The sequence below is a fragment of the Natrinema sp. LJW11 genome, from assembly GCF_056135975.1.
Map to the genome: position 1 here is coordinate 140471 of NZ_JBWBDM010000009.1, position 16570 is coordinate 157040.

Genomic DNA, 16570 nt, shown 5'->3' on the forward strand with positions numbered 1-16570 from the left:
ACAGTCCCGTTAGCGCCGTCGGGTCCGGGCGAACAGGCAAATCGCGATCGCCATCGCGAGAAGCGCAGCGAGCGGGCCGAATCCTGGTACGGAATCGTCGCTGGCACCGTTGTCGACAGATTCGTGGTCGCCGGCTGGATCGGCCCCGTCTGCGTCGTCGTCGGAGTCGTCGCCGGCTGGATCGTCCTCGTCTGCGTCGTCGACGGAGTCGTCGACTTCGTCCGGATCGTCATCGTCGATCACGGCGTCGTCGATGACCTCGAGGGTCAGTCTCTGGTCGTCGACCGAGAGTGCGTACGTTCCGGGCCCGTCGAACGTGTGGGTAACCGTGACCGTCTCCGTTTCGCCACTGGCGACCGTGACGGTTTCCTGGGCGATCGTCTCCCCGTCGAGACGCAAGTCGACGTCGTAATCGCCGCGTTTCTCGCCAGCGTTCTCGAGCGAGACGGTAATGGCCACCGTCTCGCCTGGGCGGATCTCAGTCGGCGAGACCGCGAGCTCAGTCACGGTGATGTCCGCAGTACCATCAACGGGGACATCGCTTCCGCCTCCACTACCGCTCCCGCCGCTGCCACCCGAAGGTGGTGTCGCGACCGTAAACGAGAGCGTTTCGGTGTGCCGGTTGCCAGCACCGTCAGTGACGGAGATCTCGAGGTCGTGGCTCGAGCCGTCACTCAGACCGGTGGCGTGGTATTCGACGGAGTCGCTCGCAATCGTCGTGGCGTCGTCGAACGTGACGAGCGCGTCGTCGAAGACGACGACGGTCTCGCTCGCATCCACGCCGCTGCCCGCGTCGTCGAACTCGACCCGGAGCGTCGTCGAGGACGTGCCGGCGGCGAACTCGTACCCATCGGTCGGACTCGTCGCGGTGACAGCGGGCGGCGTGGTGTCCGTCGCGATCGCGCCGTAGGTCGAGAAGTGGGTCACGTTTGCCACCCAGTACTCGCCGGCGGTGCCGTCGGGAAGAGTAACGTTCTCGACGGTGGTCGGCACGTCGGACCACGTTCTGTTAGTCTCGTCGAAGTGACGGATGGTCACGTCGTCGACGCCGACGCCGGTCGGCAGTCTCGACCGATCGACCGGAACGCCGACGACGGCGCGGCTGAGGTTACCAGACAGGCGCTTCTCGAGCTCGGCGTCGAGGAAGTTGACGCCCAGTCGATCGGCCGTCAGGGGTTTCATGGGCGTCCGACTCTCGCTCACCGTGACGAACGTGTCCGCGACCGGCTGGTCGGTCGTGAACTCGACGAACAGCCCCGAGGGGACCATCTTCACCAGGATGGTGTCGTTGGCGTCCGTCCCGCCGCTGACGAACCGGGCGAACGCGTCGGTGGTGCCGCGGTTACCGGCGCGATCCAGCGCGCTCGCGGTGAGGTTGTACTGGCCGTTCCCGTGCAGCTCGAACGTTCCGTTCCAGGCGGTGCCGGACCCGACCATCGCGACCGGCTCGACGGTCCCGTTGGGTAGCTCGACGTCGACTGCGAGCGTTCCTGCGCGGAGTGGTTCGCTCGCCTCGACGCTCACGTTGCCGGTGCTGGCGTCGACGCGGTCCGCGGTGGTGGACAACTGTGGGGCCCTTCGATCGACGACGATTTCGGTACCGGCCGCGACCTCGGCGCGGTTGCCGCTGTCGTCAACCGCCTCGACGGAGATCTCGTACTGGCCGTCAGCGGCGATCCTGGCCGGGTCGAACGACGCGGTCCAGTTACCGCTGGTCGCGTCGAACAGCGCGGCCTCGGTCCGCCGCGCTGGTGAGGCCCGCGCGTCCAGTTCGACCCGGACGCGCTGAACCGACCCGAGCGTGTCGGTGACGTTCACCGAGACGTCGATGTCGGTCGTGCCGTTCGCGTAGACAGTCGCTCCGTCGCGTGACGAACTCGCGACGTCGACAGCGTGGACGGTCGGCGCGTCGTCGTCGTCGCCGGAGCCGGTGATCGAGACGTTCACCGTCCCCTCGTCGGGGTCGTCGGAGTGGATCGTCACCGTCGCGTTCGCCGTACCGAGGTCAGTCGGCGCGTAGGCGACGGTGAAGACCTCGGTTTCGCCGTAGCCGAGTTCGGCCGTCTCGTTTCCGGCCGTGATCGCGTAGGCGTCGGCTTCGGGTCCGGCGAGTGTCACGTCCGAGAGCGTCAGATTCTGGTCGCCTACGTTGGCGACGGTGATCGTCTTCGTCCGGGTGCTTCCCACCGGCGTCGTCCCGAAGTCGAGCGCACTCGGCGTCACCGAGACATCCGCGCCGACGGTGATGGAGGCGTCGACGACGGTGACCGTCACCGACGAGTAGTCGGAGTAGGTTCCGTGTTCGTCGCGGATGAGGTAACCGAAACTGTCGACGCCGACGAATCCGGGGTCGGGCGCGTAGGTAAAGCTCCCGTCGACCACGCCGCTGACCGTGCCGTGAGCGGGTCTCCCCGTGTTCGTCGTGATGATGTCGTCCCCGTCCAGATCGTAGTCGTTTTTCAGTCGACCGGGCGCGGCCACGTCGAGTACCTCTCCCTGGAGCACTGCGTAGTGGTCCGGGACGGCGACCGGCGCCCGGTTCGGGTCCGGCAACACCTCGACGGTGACGGTCGCGTACGAGGAGTACGTGCCGCGTTCGTCACGCATCAGGTAGACGAAGCTGTCCGTTCCCGTGAACCCCGGATCGGGCGTGTAGGTAAAGCTTCCGTCCACCACGCCGCTGACCGTACCGTTGTCGGGGCTGCCGGTGTTGGTCGTGATGATCACGTCCCCGTCCGGATCGCGGTCGTTCGCGAGCCGTCCCGGCGCGTCGACGGTGAGCGTCTCTCCCTCGACCATCGAATACTGGTCGTCGACGGCGACCGGCGCCCGGTTTCCGTCGAAGACCTCGACGGTGACGGTCCCGTACGAGGAGTAGGTTCCGTGTTCGTCGCGAATCAGGTACCTGAAGCTGTCGGTGCCGACGAACCCTGGGTCGGGTCTGTAGGTGAAGCTTCCGTCCACTACTCCGGTGACCGTGCCGTTGTCGGGGCTGCCGGTGTTGGTCGTGGTGATACCGTCCCCGTCGGGATCGTAGTCGTTGGCGAGACGACCGGGTGCGTTGACGGTCAGGTTCTCGCCCTTCTCGATTGCGTAGTGATCGTCGACGGCGATCGGCGCCTGGTTGGGATCGGGGAAGACTTCGATGGTAACGGTCCCGTACGAGGAGTACGTGCCGTGTTCGTCGCGAATCAGGTACCGGAAGCTGTCCGTTCCCGTGAATCCGGGGTCGGGCGTGTAGGTGAAGCTTCCGTCGACCACGCCGCTGACCGTGCCGTTGTCGGGACTGCCGGTGTTGGTCGTGGTGATTACATCCCCGTCGGGGTCGTGATCGTTGGCGAGCCGTCCCGGCGCGTCGACGGTGAGCGCTTGTCCCTCGAGCGTCGTGTAGTGATCGTTGACGGCGATCGGCGCCTGGTTGGGATCGGGGAAGACCTCGACGGTGACGGTCCCGTACGAGGAGTACGTGCCGTGTTCGTCCCGAATGAGGTACCGGAAGCTGTCGGTACCGACGAATCCGGGGTCTGGCGTGTAGGTGAAGCTTCCGTCCACCACGCCACTGACGGTGCCGTTGTCGGGGCTGCCGGTGTTGGTCGTAGTGATGTCGTCCCCGTTGGGATCGTAGTCGTTCGCGAGACGACCGGGAGCGGCGACCGTGAGCGCCTGTCCCTCGATCGTCGTGTAGTGGTCGTCGACGGCGACCGGTGCCGTCCCGTTCGTGTCGAAGACCTCGACGGTGACGGTCCCGTACGAGGAGTACTCGTCGTGTTCGTCGCGGATGAGGTAGTCGAAGCTGTCGGTGCCGACGAACTCGGGATCGGGTCTGTAGGTAAAGCTCCCGTCGACCACGCCGGAGACCGTGCCGTTGTCGGGACTACCGGTGTTCGTCGTGATGATGTCGTCCCCATCGGGATCGTAGTCGTTCGCGAGGCGACCGGGCGCGCTGACGGTCAGATTCTCGCCCTTCGCGACCGCGTAGTGATCGTCGACGGCGACGGGCGGCCGATTCCCGTCGACGACCTCGATGGTGACGGTCCCGTACGAGGAGTACGTCCCGTGTTCGTCTCGAATGAGGTAGTCGAAGCTGTCCGTTCCCGCGAAGTCCGGATCGGGTCTGTAGGTGAAGCTCCCGTCGACCACGCCGGAGACCGTGCCGTTGTCGGGGCTGCCGGTGTTCGTCGTGGTGATGACGTCCCCGTCGGGGTCGTAGTCATTGGCCAACCGTCCCGGCGCGTTGACGGTCAGATTCTCGCCCTTCGCGATCGAGTAGTGATCGTCGACGGCGACGGGCGCCCGGTTCCCGTCGACGACCTCGACGGTGACGGTGCCGTACGAGGAGTACGTGCCGTGTTCGTCGCGGATGAGGTACCGGAAGCTATCCGTTCCCGAGAAGTCCGGATCGGGTCTGTAGGTGAAGCTCCCGTCGACCACGCCGGAGACCGTGCCGTTGTCGGGGCTGCCGGTGTTGGTCGTGATGATGTCGTCCCCGTCGGGGTCGTAGTCGTTCGCGAGGCGACCGGGCGCGCCGACGGTCAGGTTCTCGCCTTTCGCGGTCGAGTAGTGATCGTCGACGGCGACCGGCGCCTGGTTGGGATCGGGCAGCACCTCGATGGTGACGGTGCCGTACGAGGAGTACGTGCCGTGTTCGTCGCGGATGAGGTACCGGAAACTGTCGGTGCCGACGAATCCGGGATCGGGCGTGTAGGTAAAGCTCCCGTCGACCACGCCGGAGACCGTGCCGTTGTCGGGGCTGCCGGTGTTCGTCGTGGTAATGTCGTCCCCGTCGGGATCGTAGTCGTTTTCCAGTCGACCGGGGGCGCTCACGGAGAGCGTCTCCCCCTCGTAGACGGAGTAGCTGTCCGGGACGGCGACCGGCGCCCGGTTTCCGTCGACGACATCGACGGTGACGGTGCCGTACGAGGAGTACGTCCCGTGTTCGTCGCGAATGAGGTACCGGAAGCTGTCCGTTCCCGTGAACCCCGGATCGGGCGTGTAGGTAAAGCTCCCGTCGACCACGCCGCTGACGGTGCCGTTGTCGGGGCTGCCGGTGTTCGTCGTGGTGATTACATCCCCTTCGGGGTCGAAGTCGTTTGCGAGCCGTCCCGGCGCGTCGACGGTGAGCGCTTCGCCCTCGAGCGTCGTGTAGTGGTCGTCGACGGCGATCGGCGCCCGATTCTGCACCGTGACGGTTCCGGTTCCCGAGAGCGCCACGTTCACCGTCGACTCGTCGGCGTCGTCCGACGAGAGCTCGAGGGTCGCATTCGCCTGTCCGGGTGCCTCCGGTGCGAACTCGACGGTGACGTCGTGCGAGTCACCCGCCGCGACGGTCGTCGCACCGCCGCCGTTCGTGACGGTGTAGACGTCCGCGTCGGGACCCGTGAGCTGTACACCGTCGAAGGCGAGCGGGCCGCCTCCGACGTTCGAGACGGTTACGGTCGCCGTCGCGCTCTCCCCGACCTCCACGTCGCCGTAGTCGCGGCTCGTCGGCGCGACGTCGATTTCCGGCGGTCCGACGACCTCGGCCGTCAGTGAGACGTTAAAGCGTGGTTCGTCGGGGTCGTCACTCCGAATCTGTAGGGTCGCCGTCTTGGTGCCAGGCGTCGTCGGTGCGGTGGAAACCCTGACGTAGGCGGAGCGGCCCGGCGAGAAGGGGTCGTACTTGTCGGACTCGTCGGTGATGATGTCGAACTCGTCCGCGTCCGGTCCGACCAGCACCGAGTCGGACCAGTTGAGTTCGTTCGTACCGACGTTCGTCACCTCGAAGTCCTTCTGAATCCACTCGCCGACATCGACGGTACCGTAGTCCCAGCTCGCTGGCGCGACGTCGACGTCGGGCTCGAACCCGGTCACGCTGATCTCGATCGGCGGTAGGTCCTCGATGGTGACGTTGTACGTTCCGGCCGCCGAGAACGCGTGGGTGAATTCCACGTCGGTAGTAGCTCCCGCCGCGATCGTCCCGGTGTCGGTGTCCTCGACGACGCCATTGATCGAGAGGTCGGCCGTGTAGTCGCAGTCGGTCTCTCCGATGTTCCTCGCGGTTGCGGTGACCGTCACAGCCTCTCCCGCGGCTATATCTGTCGACGACACGGAGAGCCCCCAGAAGTCGAACATCGATTTCGGCTCGGCGGTCGTGCCGCCCTCGAGGGCGACGAGCGAGTAGGTGCCGTCGTCGTTTTGCAGTCCAGTCGCGTAGAGTTTGCCGTCGACGACGGCCGGTGTGAACGAGTACTCGTCGTAGGCGTCGTAGCGCCACACCAGGTCGCCGGTATCGGCGTCGTACGCCTGAATGGCGCTGTCGGTCGTCGGGACGTAGATCGTCCCGTCCGCGTGGACGGGGGAGTACCTGGCGGCAGCGCAGATCTGATTGCTCCACAGCAGGTCTCCACCGGTCGATCCGGTGGTCGCGTCGACCGCCTGAATCGCACCATCAGCAGTAACGTAGAGGGTGTCGTTCGCCAGCGCAGGTGACGATCCGGTGTAGCCGTCGACGTTCGCGGGCGTACTCCAGATAGTGCTGCCGTCCGTTGCGTCGAGTGCGTAGAGGTTCGCGTCGGTGCTGTCCCAGGCGGTGTCGTCGACGTAGACGACGCCGTCCTCGACGACGGGTGAGTGGAGAGTGGAACCGGTGCCGGCGATCGGTTCGCTCCACTCGATGGCACCAGTCGTAGCGTTCAGCGCGTACGTGTATCCGTCGTCGCTCGTGACGTAGACGGTACCGTTCTCGACCGCGGGCGTGACACCCATCCCGTAGCTCGAACTCGCGCGGGAGAACGTCCACAGGACCTCCCGCGTGGTCGCGTTCAGGGCGTGTAGGGTGCCAGAGTATCCGCCGTCGACGTAGATGTCCCCGGCGACGTATGCGACGTCGTCGACGACAGTGATTCCGCCGACGTCCTCCACGTCCTGGTACGTCCAGAGACGCTCGCCGGTCGTGGCGTCGAACTGGTAGACGCGGCCGCCGCCGGCGGTGTAGAGGGAGCCGCTCGCGTAGGTCGGTGCCACCTCGACGTCGCTCCCGGTCGGGTACTTCCAGCGCAGCGAGCCGTCGGTCGCGTTGAAAGCGTAGACCGACTCGTCGCCGCCGTCGGACCCGCCGGCGAAGATCGTCTCCTCGGCCACCGTCGGCCCGCTGGTCCACTCGCTCGAGTGGTTCGCGATCCAGTTCACGACGTCGTCGCCGACCGCGGTCGGCGCGCCGGTACCGGTGTAGTTCCCGGTGTTCCCGGCGTCGAAGCTCTCCTTCGGCCAGGAGGCGGCGTCGGGCGCGAGGTCGCGCGGCCCGCCGAGGTCGAAGACGGTGCCGTCGTCGGCGTCGCCGACGTGGACCGTCTGGGTGCCGGCGCGATCGTACTTGTGCATGTTCATCGCGACGACGCCGTCGTCCTCGTTGCCGTCCCCGTCGTTGACGGGAACGAGGAAGAACACGAAGTCTTCGCGAACGTCGAGGCGCACCGTCCAGGTGATCGTGGTACTCTCTCCCGGGGCGAGCGTCCCCGCTTGAGTGATGGAGTTCAAGAAGTGGCGGTCACCGTGATTGTCCGGCGCGACGTCGAGTTGGACGTCGTAGTTCCGGGCGTACGCGCCGTGATTGGTCGCCGTCGCGGTGACGGTGACGTTCTCACCCTCCTCAATTTTGTGCGAGTCGACCGAGAGATCGGTGTACTCGATGATTCCGCCCCCGCGGATGACCCGGAACTTGTCCGGTTGGGTCGTGTCCAGGTAGGTGATCATCGTTCCGTTCGCGATGGCCTGGGCGCCGCCATGGCCTCGCGAGAAGGAGTCCGTCTCGGTGTACAACTCGCCCGTTTCTGCGTTGTAGACGGAGGTGTGGTCCCCACCGGCGTCGCCGGCGTAGAGCAGCCCGCCCACTGCGAACGTGTTTCGGAGGTCCGAGGTGGACCGGTTCCAGTCGATGTCTCCGGTAACAGGATCCAGCCGGTAGAGCTGGGAGACCGAGGAGCCAGTCGTGAGATCGATTCGCTGGCTGACGAACACCCCGTCGTCGGTGACGGTCGGACTGTCGAGCCGCCCGCGGTTGGTCTCGTCCGTGCGATAGGTCGGGCTGAACGACCAGCGCTCGCTCCCGTTCGAGAGGTCGAACGCGTGGAGCACCTCGATGGGGTCGCCGTCCTGCTGCTGATCCTCCGAAATCGCGTAGACGGATCCGTTGCGGATCACCGGCGGCTCCAGGACGTCGATCTGGGGCCCACTGGTCGACCACAGCGGGGTGCCGGTCGAATCGAACGCGACCAGCCGGTCGTCGTAGGAGGTGCCGCTGTCGACGTCCTCGTCGGCGAGCGTCGCGACGACCATTCCGTCTGCCGCCGTCACGTAGTAGAACAGTTCGTTCTCGCCATCCGCTTCGATCCGCTGGTTCCAGTTCGTCGTCCCCGTGTCGGCGTCGAACGCGATCAGCCGGGCGTCTGAATCCAACTCGCTTTCCGGAATCCCGCCCGCGACGTACACCTGCCCGTCGGAGACGACCGGCGCCTGATCGTGGGAGAGCGACTTGTTCAGGGTGAAGTCGCGACGCCACTCGATGCTTCCAGTCGCTGTGTCCAGCGCGAACAGCGAGTTGTCGACGACGTTGGGGCCATTCCCGTCGTAGTTCATCGGTCGGGTGAACAGGTACGCCGTGTCGCCGTCGACGGTCGCCGACCCGGCGGGCGCTCGATCGCGGGCCGAGACGTTGATCTCCCACTCGAGGTCGCCGGTCACCTCGTCGTAGGCGGCCAGGGTGTCAGGACCGGACGTCCCGTAGTCCTGGACGACGAAGACGCTCCCGTTCGCGATCACCGGCCGCGCGTCGTCGTCGAAGTACGTGAGGTTCCAGACCTCCTGGGCGTTACGCATCGGCCCGACGGTGTCGGGGTTGTCGCCCGTTCGCCCGCCATCGAAGCCGACGAACGGCCACTCGTCGACGTCCGTCGGCGTCTCGACCGCGACGGTCACCGGATCGACCGCGGGATCGCTCGCGAGGGGGCGCTTCAGGGAGACGTTCCACGATCCGGAGGAGTGGACCACGCCGACGAAGGTGAGTTCGCGGGACTCGCCAGGAGCGAGCGTTCCGTTCGCCCGATCGAGTGCTCGCCAGTCCGCGTGCACTGGCGGGTTGCCCATCAGCGAGAGGTCGAAATCGCGGGACTCGTCGTCGACGTTGGTCACGTCGACCGTCGCCGTGAACGACTCGCCCGGTTCGACAGCGGTCGAGGAGAGCGTGAAGTTCTCGAACTCGAACGGCGAGTCCTCGAGGGCGTAGACGCGCGAGTAATCGGTGTTGATGTCTTCGGTATCGGTGACGTGAACGTAGAGCCGGTCATCGGCGACGGCGGGAGCCATCGCCCAGCCCTCGAGCCGGTACTCCCACAGCTCGGTTCCGGTCGCGCCGTCGAGGCCAACGAGGAAGCCTCGATCATTGACCGCGTAGACGGTCCCATCAGCGACCGCAGGCGAACGTGCGTACATGCCGTGGTAGTGGAGGCCGTATTCGATACTCCCCGCGAAGCGGTGGAGCCACTCCCGTTGACCTGTGGTCTCGTCGAGTGCGTGAACGGTATTGCCCGCTGCGAGGTAGACGTGCCCGTCCGCGACGGCTGCACCCCGTGGCTGGGTGTTGATGTCGAAAATCCACTCGACATGCCCGTCGGTGGCATTCAATTTGTAGAACTTCGGATCGTAGGTTTCGTCTCCAGCGCCGACGAACACCGAGTCCTCGACTACCGTCGGTTGCATCGAGAGCTCTCCTTCCATCTCGAAGCGCCATTCCTCGCTGCCGTCGCTGGCGTTCAGCGCGTAAACGGCGTAGTCGCGATCGTTCACCTGGCCGGTCGCGTAGACCGTCCCGTCGGCTGCCGACAGGCTGCCGGTAACGTCCTCGTTGACGTCGACAGACCACAGCTGTTGACCCGTCTGGAGATCGTAGGCGGACAGGTATTCTCCCCGGGTAGCGTAGAACGTTCCGTCGAAGGCGACCGACGTGTCGGCTTCGAAGTTCGACACGTTCCACGCCTCGGTGCCGTTCGTCGCGTGGTAGGCACGGATCCAGTCGCCGTCCGAGTAGCTGGTCGCCGTGGTGACCACCACACCTTGGGTAGCCGTCACGGACCCGAGGCTGGGCTCGGCAACCCTCCAGACTTCCTCGCCGGTGTCGTTGTCGATCGCTCGAAGGCTGTCTGCCCCCGGGACGAACACGAGCCCGTCGGCGGTCACGGCCGGGATATCGACGTCGTCGTCGGTGAATTCGTGAATCCATCGGGCGGCTGGACCGGTCGTCGGCCCCGACGAATTCGGATTGTGGCCCGACCGGCCCGGATCGCGGCCGGCGGTTCCCCAGTCGTCGGCCTCGAGCTCTGACCACGGATCAGTTCCGCTATCGGACCCCAAGATGCTACTGGTACCGAGTGACGGATGAACCGGAGAAATTTCGGCCGTGTCTACCGACGAGAGCGCGCCATTTGGCGGCGACGCAGCCGTCGCGGATCCGACCGGAACGATCACCGCTGAAAGAACCAGAAGTGTGACGACCACGATAACGGGAACGTCTTCCGTTCCGATTCTCTCCCAAAACCCCACATATGTGCTCATTTCAGTAGATAAGAGTTATGGCCGAACATGATATACGCTCCGAGCGAACAATTCTCGCCCCATGAACCGGTGTTCGGATTCCGAAACGCGTTCCGAAAGTCAGAACAGTTTATATCCTCGTACGCGCTCATCACGGTCGATGACTACGGATTCGACCGACGCCCTCTCTCGCGAGGCGATCGACCGATCGGACGCACTCCAGGTACTCCGTGACGGCCCGCTGACGCGAGCGGCCCTCGTGAACTCGTTGGGCGTCTCCCGAACGACCGTCCACCGCATCGTTCGGGGACTCGAGGCGTTCGACCTCTTGGTCGAGGACGACGGCGAAGTTTCGCTTTCGGCGCTTGGTCGAGCAGTCGTGCGTGCAACAGAAACCTACCGGGAGACCGTCGGAGCAACGCTCCACCTCGAGCCACTGCTATCGTCTCTCGACCACTGTGACGTCGAGTTCGATGTCGCGTCGTTCGCCGACGCTTCGGTAACGGTTGCGGAGCCAGGCGACCCGTACGGTCCCGCGAACCGCGTTACCGACCTGATCCGAGAGACGAATTCACTCCGTGGATTCGAGACTGCCTCAGTCGCTCCATCGTACCTCGAGGCCGTTCACGAACGAGTCCTCGACGGGATGAGCGGCGAACTGATCTACGAACCGTCCGTCGTCAGTCGAATTTCGGAACAGTACACCGACCTCACAGCGGAGTCGGCCGACCGAGCGCCACTCGCGATTCGGGCACACGAGGCCGTCCCGTTCGGTCTCGCGCTGTTCGACGACAGCATCGGGATCAGTGGCTATGACCGTGAGAACGGGCTCCTCACGGTGTTCGTCGACACCGACGATCCGACGGCTATCGCGTGGGGAGAGGAACTGTTCGAGTCGTACTGGACCGATTCGACTCCGGTCTAAGCAGTAGTCACCAGCGTACGTCCACCGCTTACTCGGCGACCGCGCAGTTGTTCGGCCCCAACTCGAGTTCGAACGCCGTCTCGCCGTCGACGTCCTCGAGGCCGAGATTCACCGCCACGATCCGCTCGTGATTCGGCGGCCGGGGCGGGAGGTCGTTCGTCGCGTGGGCGACGAACTCGGCTTCGTCCATCGAGAGCGCCGCGAGGCGGTCGGACAGGGTCTCGAGTCGCGCGGTATACGTCCCGTCAGCCCGCTGCTCGGCGGCGTCGCTGTAGTGGCCCGGTGCGATGATCGCGTCGTCGGGCAGCTCGAGGCGGCAGTCCTGCAGGGTCTCGTACAGCCGCCGCGCCGCGGCGGCCGCGCCGTCGTCCCCGCGCTCGAGGTCCGGCCGCCCGACGCCCTCGAGAAAGAGCGTGTCGCCGGTGAACAGGAGGTCGTCCAGTCGATACGAGAGCGATTCGGTCGTGTGACCGGGCGTCGCGACCGCGGTCAGCGTCGCCGCGCCGATCCGTACCTCGTCGCCGTCCCGCCGAGCGTGCGAGGCGGGGCTCGCGGAACGCAGTTCCGCGGCGTCGCCGATCGTCGTCGCGTCGAACGCCAGCCCGCGGTCGGTCGCGCCCTCGGGGACGACCGCGTCGGCGTCCGTCCGTTCCGCGAGGGATCGGACGCCGCTGACGTGATCGGCGTGGACGTGCGTGTCGATCGCGTACTCGATCGTCGCGTTCCGATCCTCTGCGTTGTCGACGTACCTGTCAGTAAACGCTCGAAGCGGATCGATCACCGCCGCCTCGCCGTCGCTGTAGACCGCGTAGGCGAGACAACCGCTCGAGGGCCGATCGTACTGGACGACCGTCGCCGGCGCGTCGACATCGAGTTCGCGAGCGACGTAGAGATCGGCCCAGGCGTCCATCCCACCGGCGAGGTTGGCCGCGTCGATGTCCGCCTCCCGCAGGAGGGAAACGGCGTGGGCGCTCGCCTCGCCGCGGCCACAGACCGCGAGGATCGGTTCCGCCAGATCGGCCGCGAGATCGTCCACACCGCCCGTGGCCTCGGCCTGAATGAACTTCATGTGGGGTATTTGGACGGCCGTGACGCCCTCTCCCTCGAGGTGCCAGCGCTCGAACTCGTCGCGGTCGCGGACGTCGAGGACGGTCAGTTCGTCGCCGGATCGCAGCCGAGTGGCCAGCGCGTCGGGGGTGATCGACGGCGTCTCATCGGCCTCGTCGGCCGGCCGGTCGGCGGCGTCGCTCCGGTCGCTCATGGGACGCGATACGCGCTCGAGGCGGGTAAAGCCGCGCCACGATGTACCGACGCCGATCGCTCGTGTCGCCAACGTTCAACACGCTCGACGGCGTCGTCTCGGTATGGACGCCGACGAATTCCGGCGAACGATCGAGGAATCGATGTCGGTCGAACTCGAGCGCCTCGGGTCGTCGAAGCTACTGGTGGCTCAGACTACCGCGAACCTGACGGCGGAGGCGGTCCTCCGGACGGTCGCGGACGGCGAACGCGCCGCGATGGAGACCTTCGAATCGTGGGCCGATGACGAGGACCACGAGGACGCGCGGAACGCGTTCGCCGAGTATCGGGAGCAGGAACGCGACCACTACGACCGGGTCGTGGCCCTGCTCGACGGCGAACACGAACCCGACGATGCGGCCGCCGACCCGATGCACGATCATCTTCGAACGCTCGAGACGACGGTGGACCGTCTCGGTAGCGTCGTCGGGCGGTCCTTGGTCGCCGACCGGACCCACCTGCAGGTGGTGAGCTTCTTCGTCAACGAAGGCGACGAACGGCGCGCCGACACCTTTCGAGAGTTACGATCCGAGACGGGGGCTCAGGGTGATCGGGCGCTCGAGTTGTTGGCGGCCGTCTGTGAGGGGAGCGACGACTGGGACCGCGCGCGGACGGTCGCCGAGGACGTGATCGACACCGCGTACGAGGCGTACGCGGACTCGCTGGACGAGCTCGGCCTCGATCCGAAGCCGATCTGTTGAGCCGGTACCGCGCGTCGGCCGACCGCTCGCCGTCCGGGAGTGCGAAAGCAATACGCATCCCGATCGGCGGATGGACCGCGCCGGATCGGTGAAGAATGGACTGCCGGCATGGGTGTCGGGTATGGATCGACGAGGCGCAGCGACGGGACAACCGGCGTGCGCGGCGACGAGGGGAGAGCGGGCGGTCGTCGACTCAGTCGACGAAGTCGATGTCCTCACCCTGCGCGGGCGCTTCGGGCTGGACGGCGTCCTCGCCGTCGGGCCGGCCGTAGATCTGCGGCGATTCGACGCCGGTGACGACGATCATCGTCCGCATGCTGCCCTCGAGGCTCTCGTCGATCGAGGTCCCCCAGATGATGCGCGCGTCGGGGTCGATCCGGTCGTAGATCTCTTCGACGACGCCTTCGGCCTCTTCGATGGCCATGTCGTTGCCGCCGGTAACGTTGACGAGGGCGGAGCTCGCGCCCGAAATGTCGACGTCCAGCAGCGGCGAGCGGAGCGCGGTCTTGACCGAGTCCTCGGCCTTCGCTTCGGAGTCGGACTCGCCCAGGCCGATCATCGCGACGCCGCCGCGTTCCATGACGGTGCGGACGTCGGCGAAGTCGAGGTTGACGAGGCCGGGTTTCGTGATGAGTTCCGTGATGCCCTTCACCGAGCGCATCAGCACCTCGTCGCTGACCTTGAACGCCTGTCGGACGGGCAGTTTGCCGACCGAGTCGAGCAGGCGGTCGTTGGGAACGACGATGACGGTGTCGGAAACGTCGCGCAGGCGCTCGAGGCCCGCTTCGGCGTTCGTCCGCCGAACTTCACCCTCGGCGGTAAACGGCGTCGTGACGATCGAAATCGTCAGCGCGCCGGCCTCGCGGGCGGCCTTGGCGACGACCGGCGCGGAGCCGGTCCCGGTGCCGCCGCCGAGGCCTGCCGTGACGAAGACCATGTCGGAGCCGTCGATAGCGTCGTAAATGTCCTGTTGGCTCTCGAGGGCGGCCTCCTCGCCGACCTGCGGGAGCGATCCGGCTCCGCGTCCGCCCGTTTTCTCCTCCCCCATCAGGATCTTGGTGTCGGCGTCGATCTCGACGAGGTGCTGGACGTCCGTGTTGGCGGCGACGAGCTTCGCGCCGTGGATGCCCTCCTCGTGCATTCGGTTGATGGTGTTGCCGCCGGCACCGCCGCAGCCGACGACCGTGATGTCGGTCTGGAGGTCCTGCAGGACGTCTTCCAGTTCGTCGTCGGTCATCGTTCCCGTCTGATGCCCGTCTTCTGGGCCGCCGTCTGTCGATCCGCCACCCTGTGGCGCGGCGTCGTCGGGGGCCGTGGCCTCCCCGTCCTCGGCCTCGTCGATCGCGTTGTCGATTATGGAGTCCATTCTTGGCCCTGTCTAAACAATGGAGCATAATTACCTTTCCCCCACACGTCAGACGGCTGTCTGACACGTTAATTGATTTTTATGTGTCTGGATAAATAGAAGAAACGTTTGAAGGAGGGCGCCTAATAACTACGCATTACTATCGCTTTCCGGACCAATCACGTCGGAAATCGCCGCGTCCGTTCGGTCGTCACTCTCTCGGGGCTGACCGTTTCCCCGTCGACGGTGACCGTCTCGCCGTCGGCGAGCGCACCGAACTTCGGTCCTTCGGGAACGCCGACCTGCCGAGCCAGCGCGGGGTCGAACGCCGTCTCCTCGGCGACGACGGCGTCGCCCTCGATCGTCACCGCGTCGTACTTCTCTTCGAGCACGCCAGCCAGTTCCGCGACGATCGCCCTCCGGCGGTCGCTCGAGTCGGTGTCGTCCCCGGGTTCGCCGTCGACGTCGGTATCGGGGACCGCCGCCCGCGAACCGACGCGACTCCCGCCGTTTTCCGTCGCGAAGGCGACGGTGTTCGCCTCGACGATCTCGCGGACGCGATCGGGGTCGATCCCCTGTGCGGTACTCACGAGATCGGCCGGCAACTCGACGACGGCGACCGACTCCGCGAGCCGGTCTCCGAAGCGGATCCCGTCGTCGACGGCCCCCAGATCGGACTCGACCGCGTCGACGAGTTCGAGCGGGCGGTCGCCGACCTCGCGAAGCCACGTCTCGCTCACGACGCGGCGGTCGAGGTCCGCGAGCGTCTCCTCGAGGATCGGCCACTCCCCGTCCAGCAGCGCGACGTCGGCGTCGCTGGCCTCGAACGCGCGCTCGAGAACCGGGCGGTGGGTCGTCGGGTGATCCATCGCCTCGAGCGCCCAGTCGGCCGCGACGTGGCCGACCGCCCACGCCGTCTCGCGGACGACCCGTCCGTATCGCGGCGCGTAGTGGTTGCCGCCGAAGCCGACGACCTGTCTGGATCGATGGGGGTCGACGGTTCGTAACTCGAGGACGGCGCGCGCCACGGCCTCGGCACCGTCGGGATCGTCCCACTGTTCGTCGCCGCTGCCGAGTTCCGCAAAGAGCGACGGGCAGCCCACCTCGGAGGGGCCGTGGTGCGTACACTCCATTCCGACGTCGTACCGCTCGGGGGCGTATTCGTCGAACGCCTCGAGCAGCCGATTCAGCGCGTTCGGCGCGGCCTCGGCCAGCGCGTCGGGCTCGCCGCCGAACTCGGCCGGGCCGAAGTTGCCCGTGAAGTGGCCCGTCAGCAGCGCGCCGGTGTCCCCCGAGTGCCGGGAGGCGAAGACGAGCAGGTCGGGGTCGCAGTCGAAGGCGTCGGCGGGGCGCTCGAGGTCGATGTGTAACCCGTCGAACGAGCGGAGTTCGGCTCCGTCGGTCCGGTAGTACGTGCCGCCGCCGTCGGCCGCCGGGAGGTCGTCGTCGGTCAGTTCCGTCCAGTCGGCGCGCTCGCGGAGGTGCCGGCAGATATGCTCCGAGGCGCGGTCGGCACGGCTTTCGACGATCGCGATCACGGGGAAGCGTCGGTACCGGGCCGACGAATAGCCTGCGCTTTCGACAGCGGTGATAGCATCCATCGACCGTTGTCCGGAGGAGCGCGTCCGATCGAATCGATTCGGCCAGGCACGCCGCTCGCTATCGGTCGTTCACTCTCCGCTGTTTCCGAGGTCCTCGTCTCGGCACCGGTCCCGTCGGGAGTCGCAGAATCCGCTT

General features: G+C 66.4%; 6 protein-coding genes. 2 read left to right on the forward strand and 4 right to left on the reverse strand.

What is annotated here, in order from left to right; translation table 11 throughout:
* Nucleotides 1–9 precede the first annotated feature (9 nt).
* The gene (locus AC0QDI_RS21460) at nt 10–10383 is read right to left on the reverse strand and encodes an Ig-like domain-containing protein (protein WP_474671679.1); all 10374 of its coding nucleotides are present in this window, start codon (nt 10381–10383) and stop codon (nt 10–12) included.
* Nucleotides 10384–10723: 340 nt separating this feature from the next.
* Here AC0QDI_RS21460 and AC0QDI_RS21465 point away from each other — a divergent pair, with 340 nt between their 5' ends.
* Nucleotides 10724–11488, forward strand: a complete 765-nt coding sequence (locus AC0QDI_RS21465) for a helix-turn-helix transcriptional regulator (RefSeq protein ID WP_474671681.1) — start codon at nt 10724–10726, stop codon at nt 11486–11488.
* Between the two features lie 28 nt (nt 11489–11516).
* On the opposite strand, the gene AC0QDI_RS21470 is transcribed toward AC0QDI_RS21465, so the two are convergent.
* The gene (locus AC0QDI_RS21470) at nt 11517–12749 is read right to left on the reverse strand and encodes an MBL fold metallo-hydrolase (RefSeq protein WP_474671683.1); all 1233 of its coding nucleotides are present in this window, start codon (nt 12747–12749) and stop codon (nt 11517–11519) included.
* 103 nt (nt 12750–12852) lie between these two features.
* Between AC0QDI_RS21470 and AC0QDI_RS21475 the strand changes: the two genes are divergently transcribed.
* On the forward strand, nt 12853–13488 hold the full coding sequence (locus AC0QDI_RS21475; RefSeq protein WP_474671685.1) for a rubrerythrin family protein: 636 nt from the start codon (nt 12853–12855) through the stop codon (nt 13486–13488).
* A gap of 193 nt (nt 13489–13681) precedes the next feature.
* On the opposite strand, the gene ftsZ is transcribed toward AC0QDI_RS21475, so the two are convergent.
* Both ftsZ and AC0QDI_RS21485 read right to left on the reverse strand, forming a co-directional pair.
* On the reverse strand, nt 13682–14854 hold the full coding sequence (gene ftsZ, locus AC0QDI_RS21480; RefSeq protein WP_474671687.1) for a cell division protein FtsZ: 1173 nt from the start codon (nt 14852–14854) through the stop codon (nt 13682–13684).
* A 158-nt stretch (nt 14855–15012) separates the two neighbouring features.
* Complete coding sequence (locus AC0QDI_RS21485; protein ID WP_474671689.1) at nt 15013–16434, reverse strand: D-aminoacyl-tRNA deacylase; 1422 nt, start codon at nt 16432–16434, stop codon at nt 15013–15015.
* Nucleotides 16435–16570 lie beyond the last annotated feature (136 nt).

Bases quoted from the DNA above. Each gene is read 5' to 3' on its own strand.
- AC0QDI_RS21465 (WP_474671681.1), top strand. From the start codon at position 10,724: ATGACTACGGATTCGACCGACGCCCTCTCTCGCGAGGCGATCGACCGA.
- AC0QDI_RS21470 (WP_474671683.1), bottom strand. From the start codon at position 12,749: ATGAGCGACCGGAGCGACGCCGCCGACCGGCCGGCCGACGAGGCCGAT.
- AC0QDI_RS21475 (WP_474671685.1), top strand. From the start codon at position 12,853: ATGGACGCCGACGAATTCCGGCGAACGATCGAGGAATCGATGTCGGTC.
- ftsZ (WP_474671687.1), bottom strand. From the start codon at position 14,854: ATGGACTCCATAATCGACAACGCGATCGACGAGGCCGAGGACGGGGAG.
- AC0QDI_RS21485 (WP_474671689.1), bottom strand. From the start codon at position 16,434: ATGGATGCTATCACCGCTGTCGAAAGCGCAGGCTATTCGTCGGCCCGG.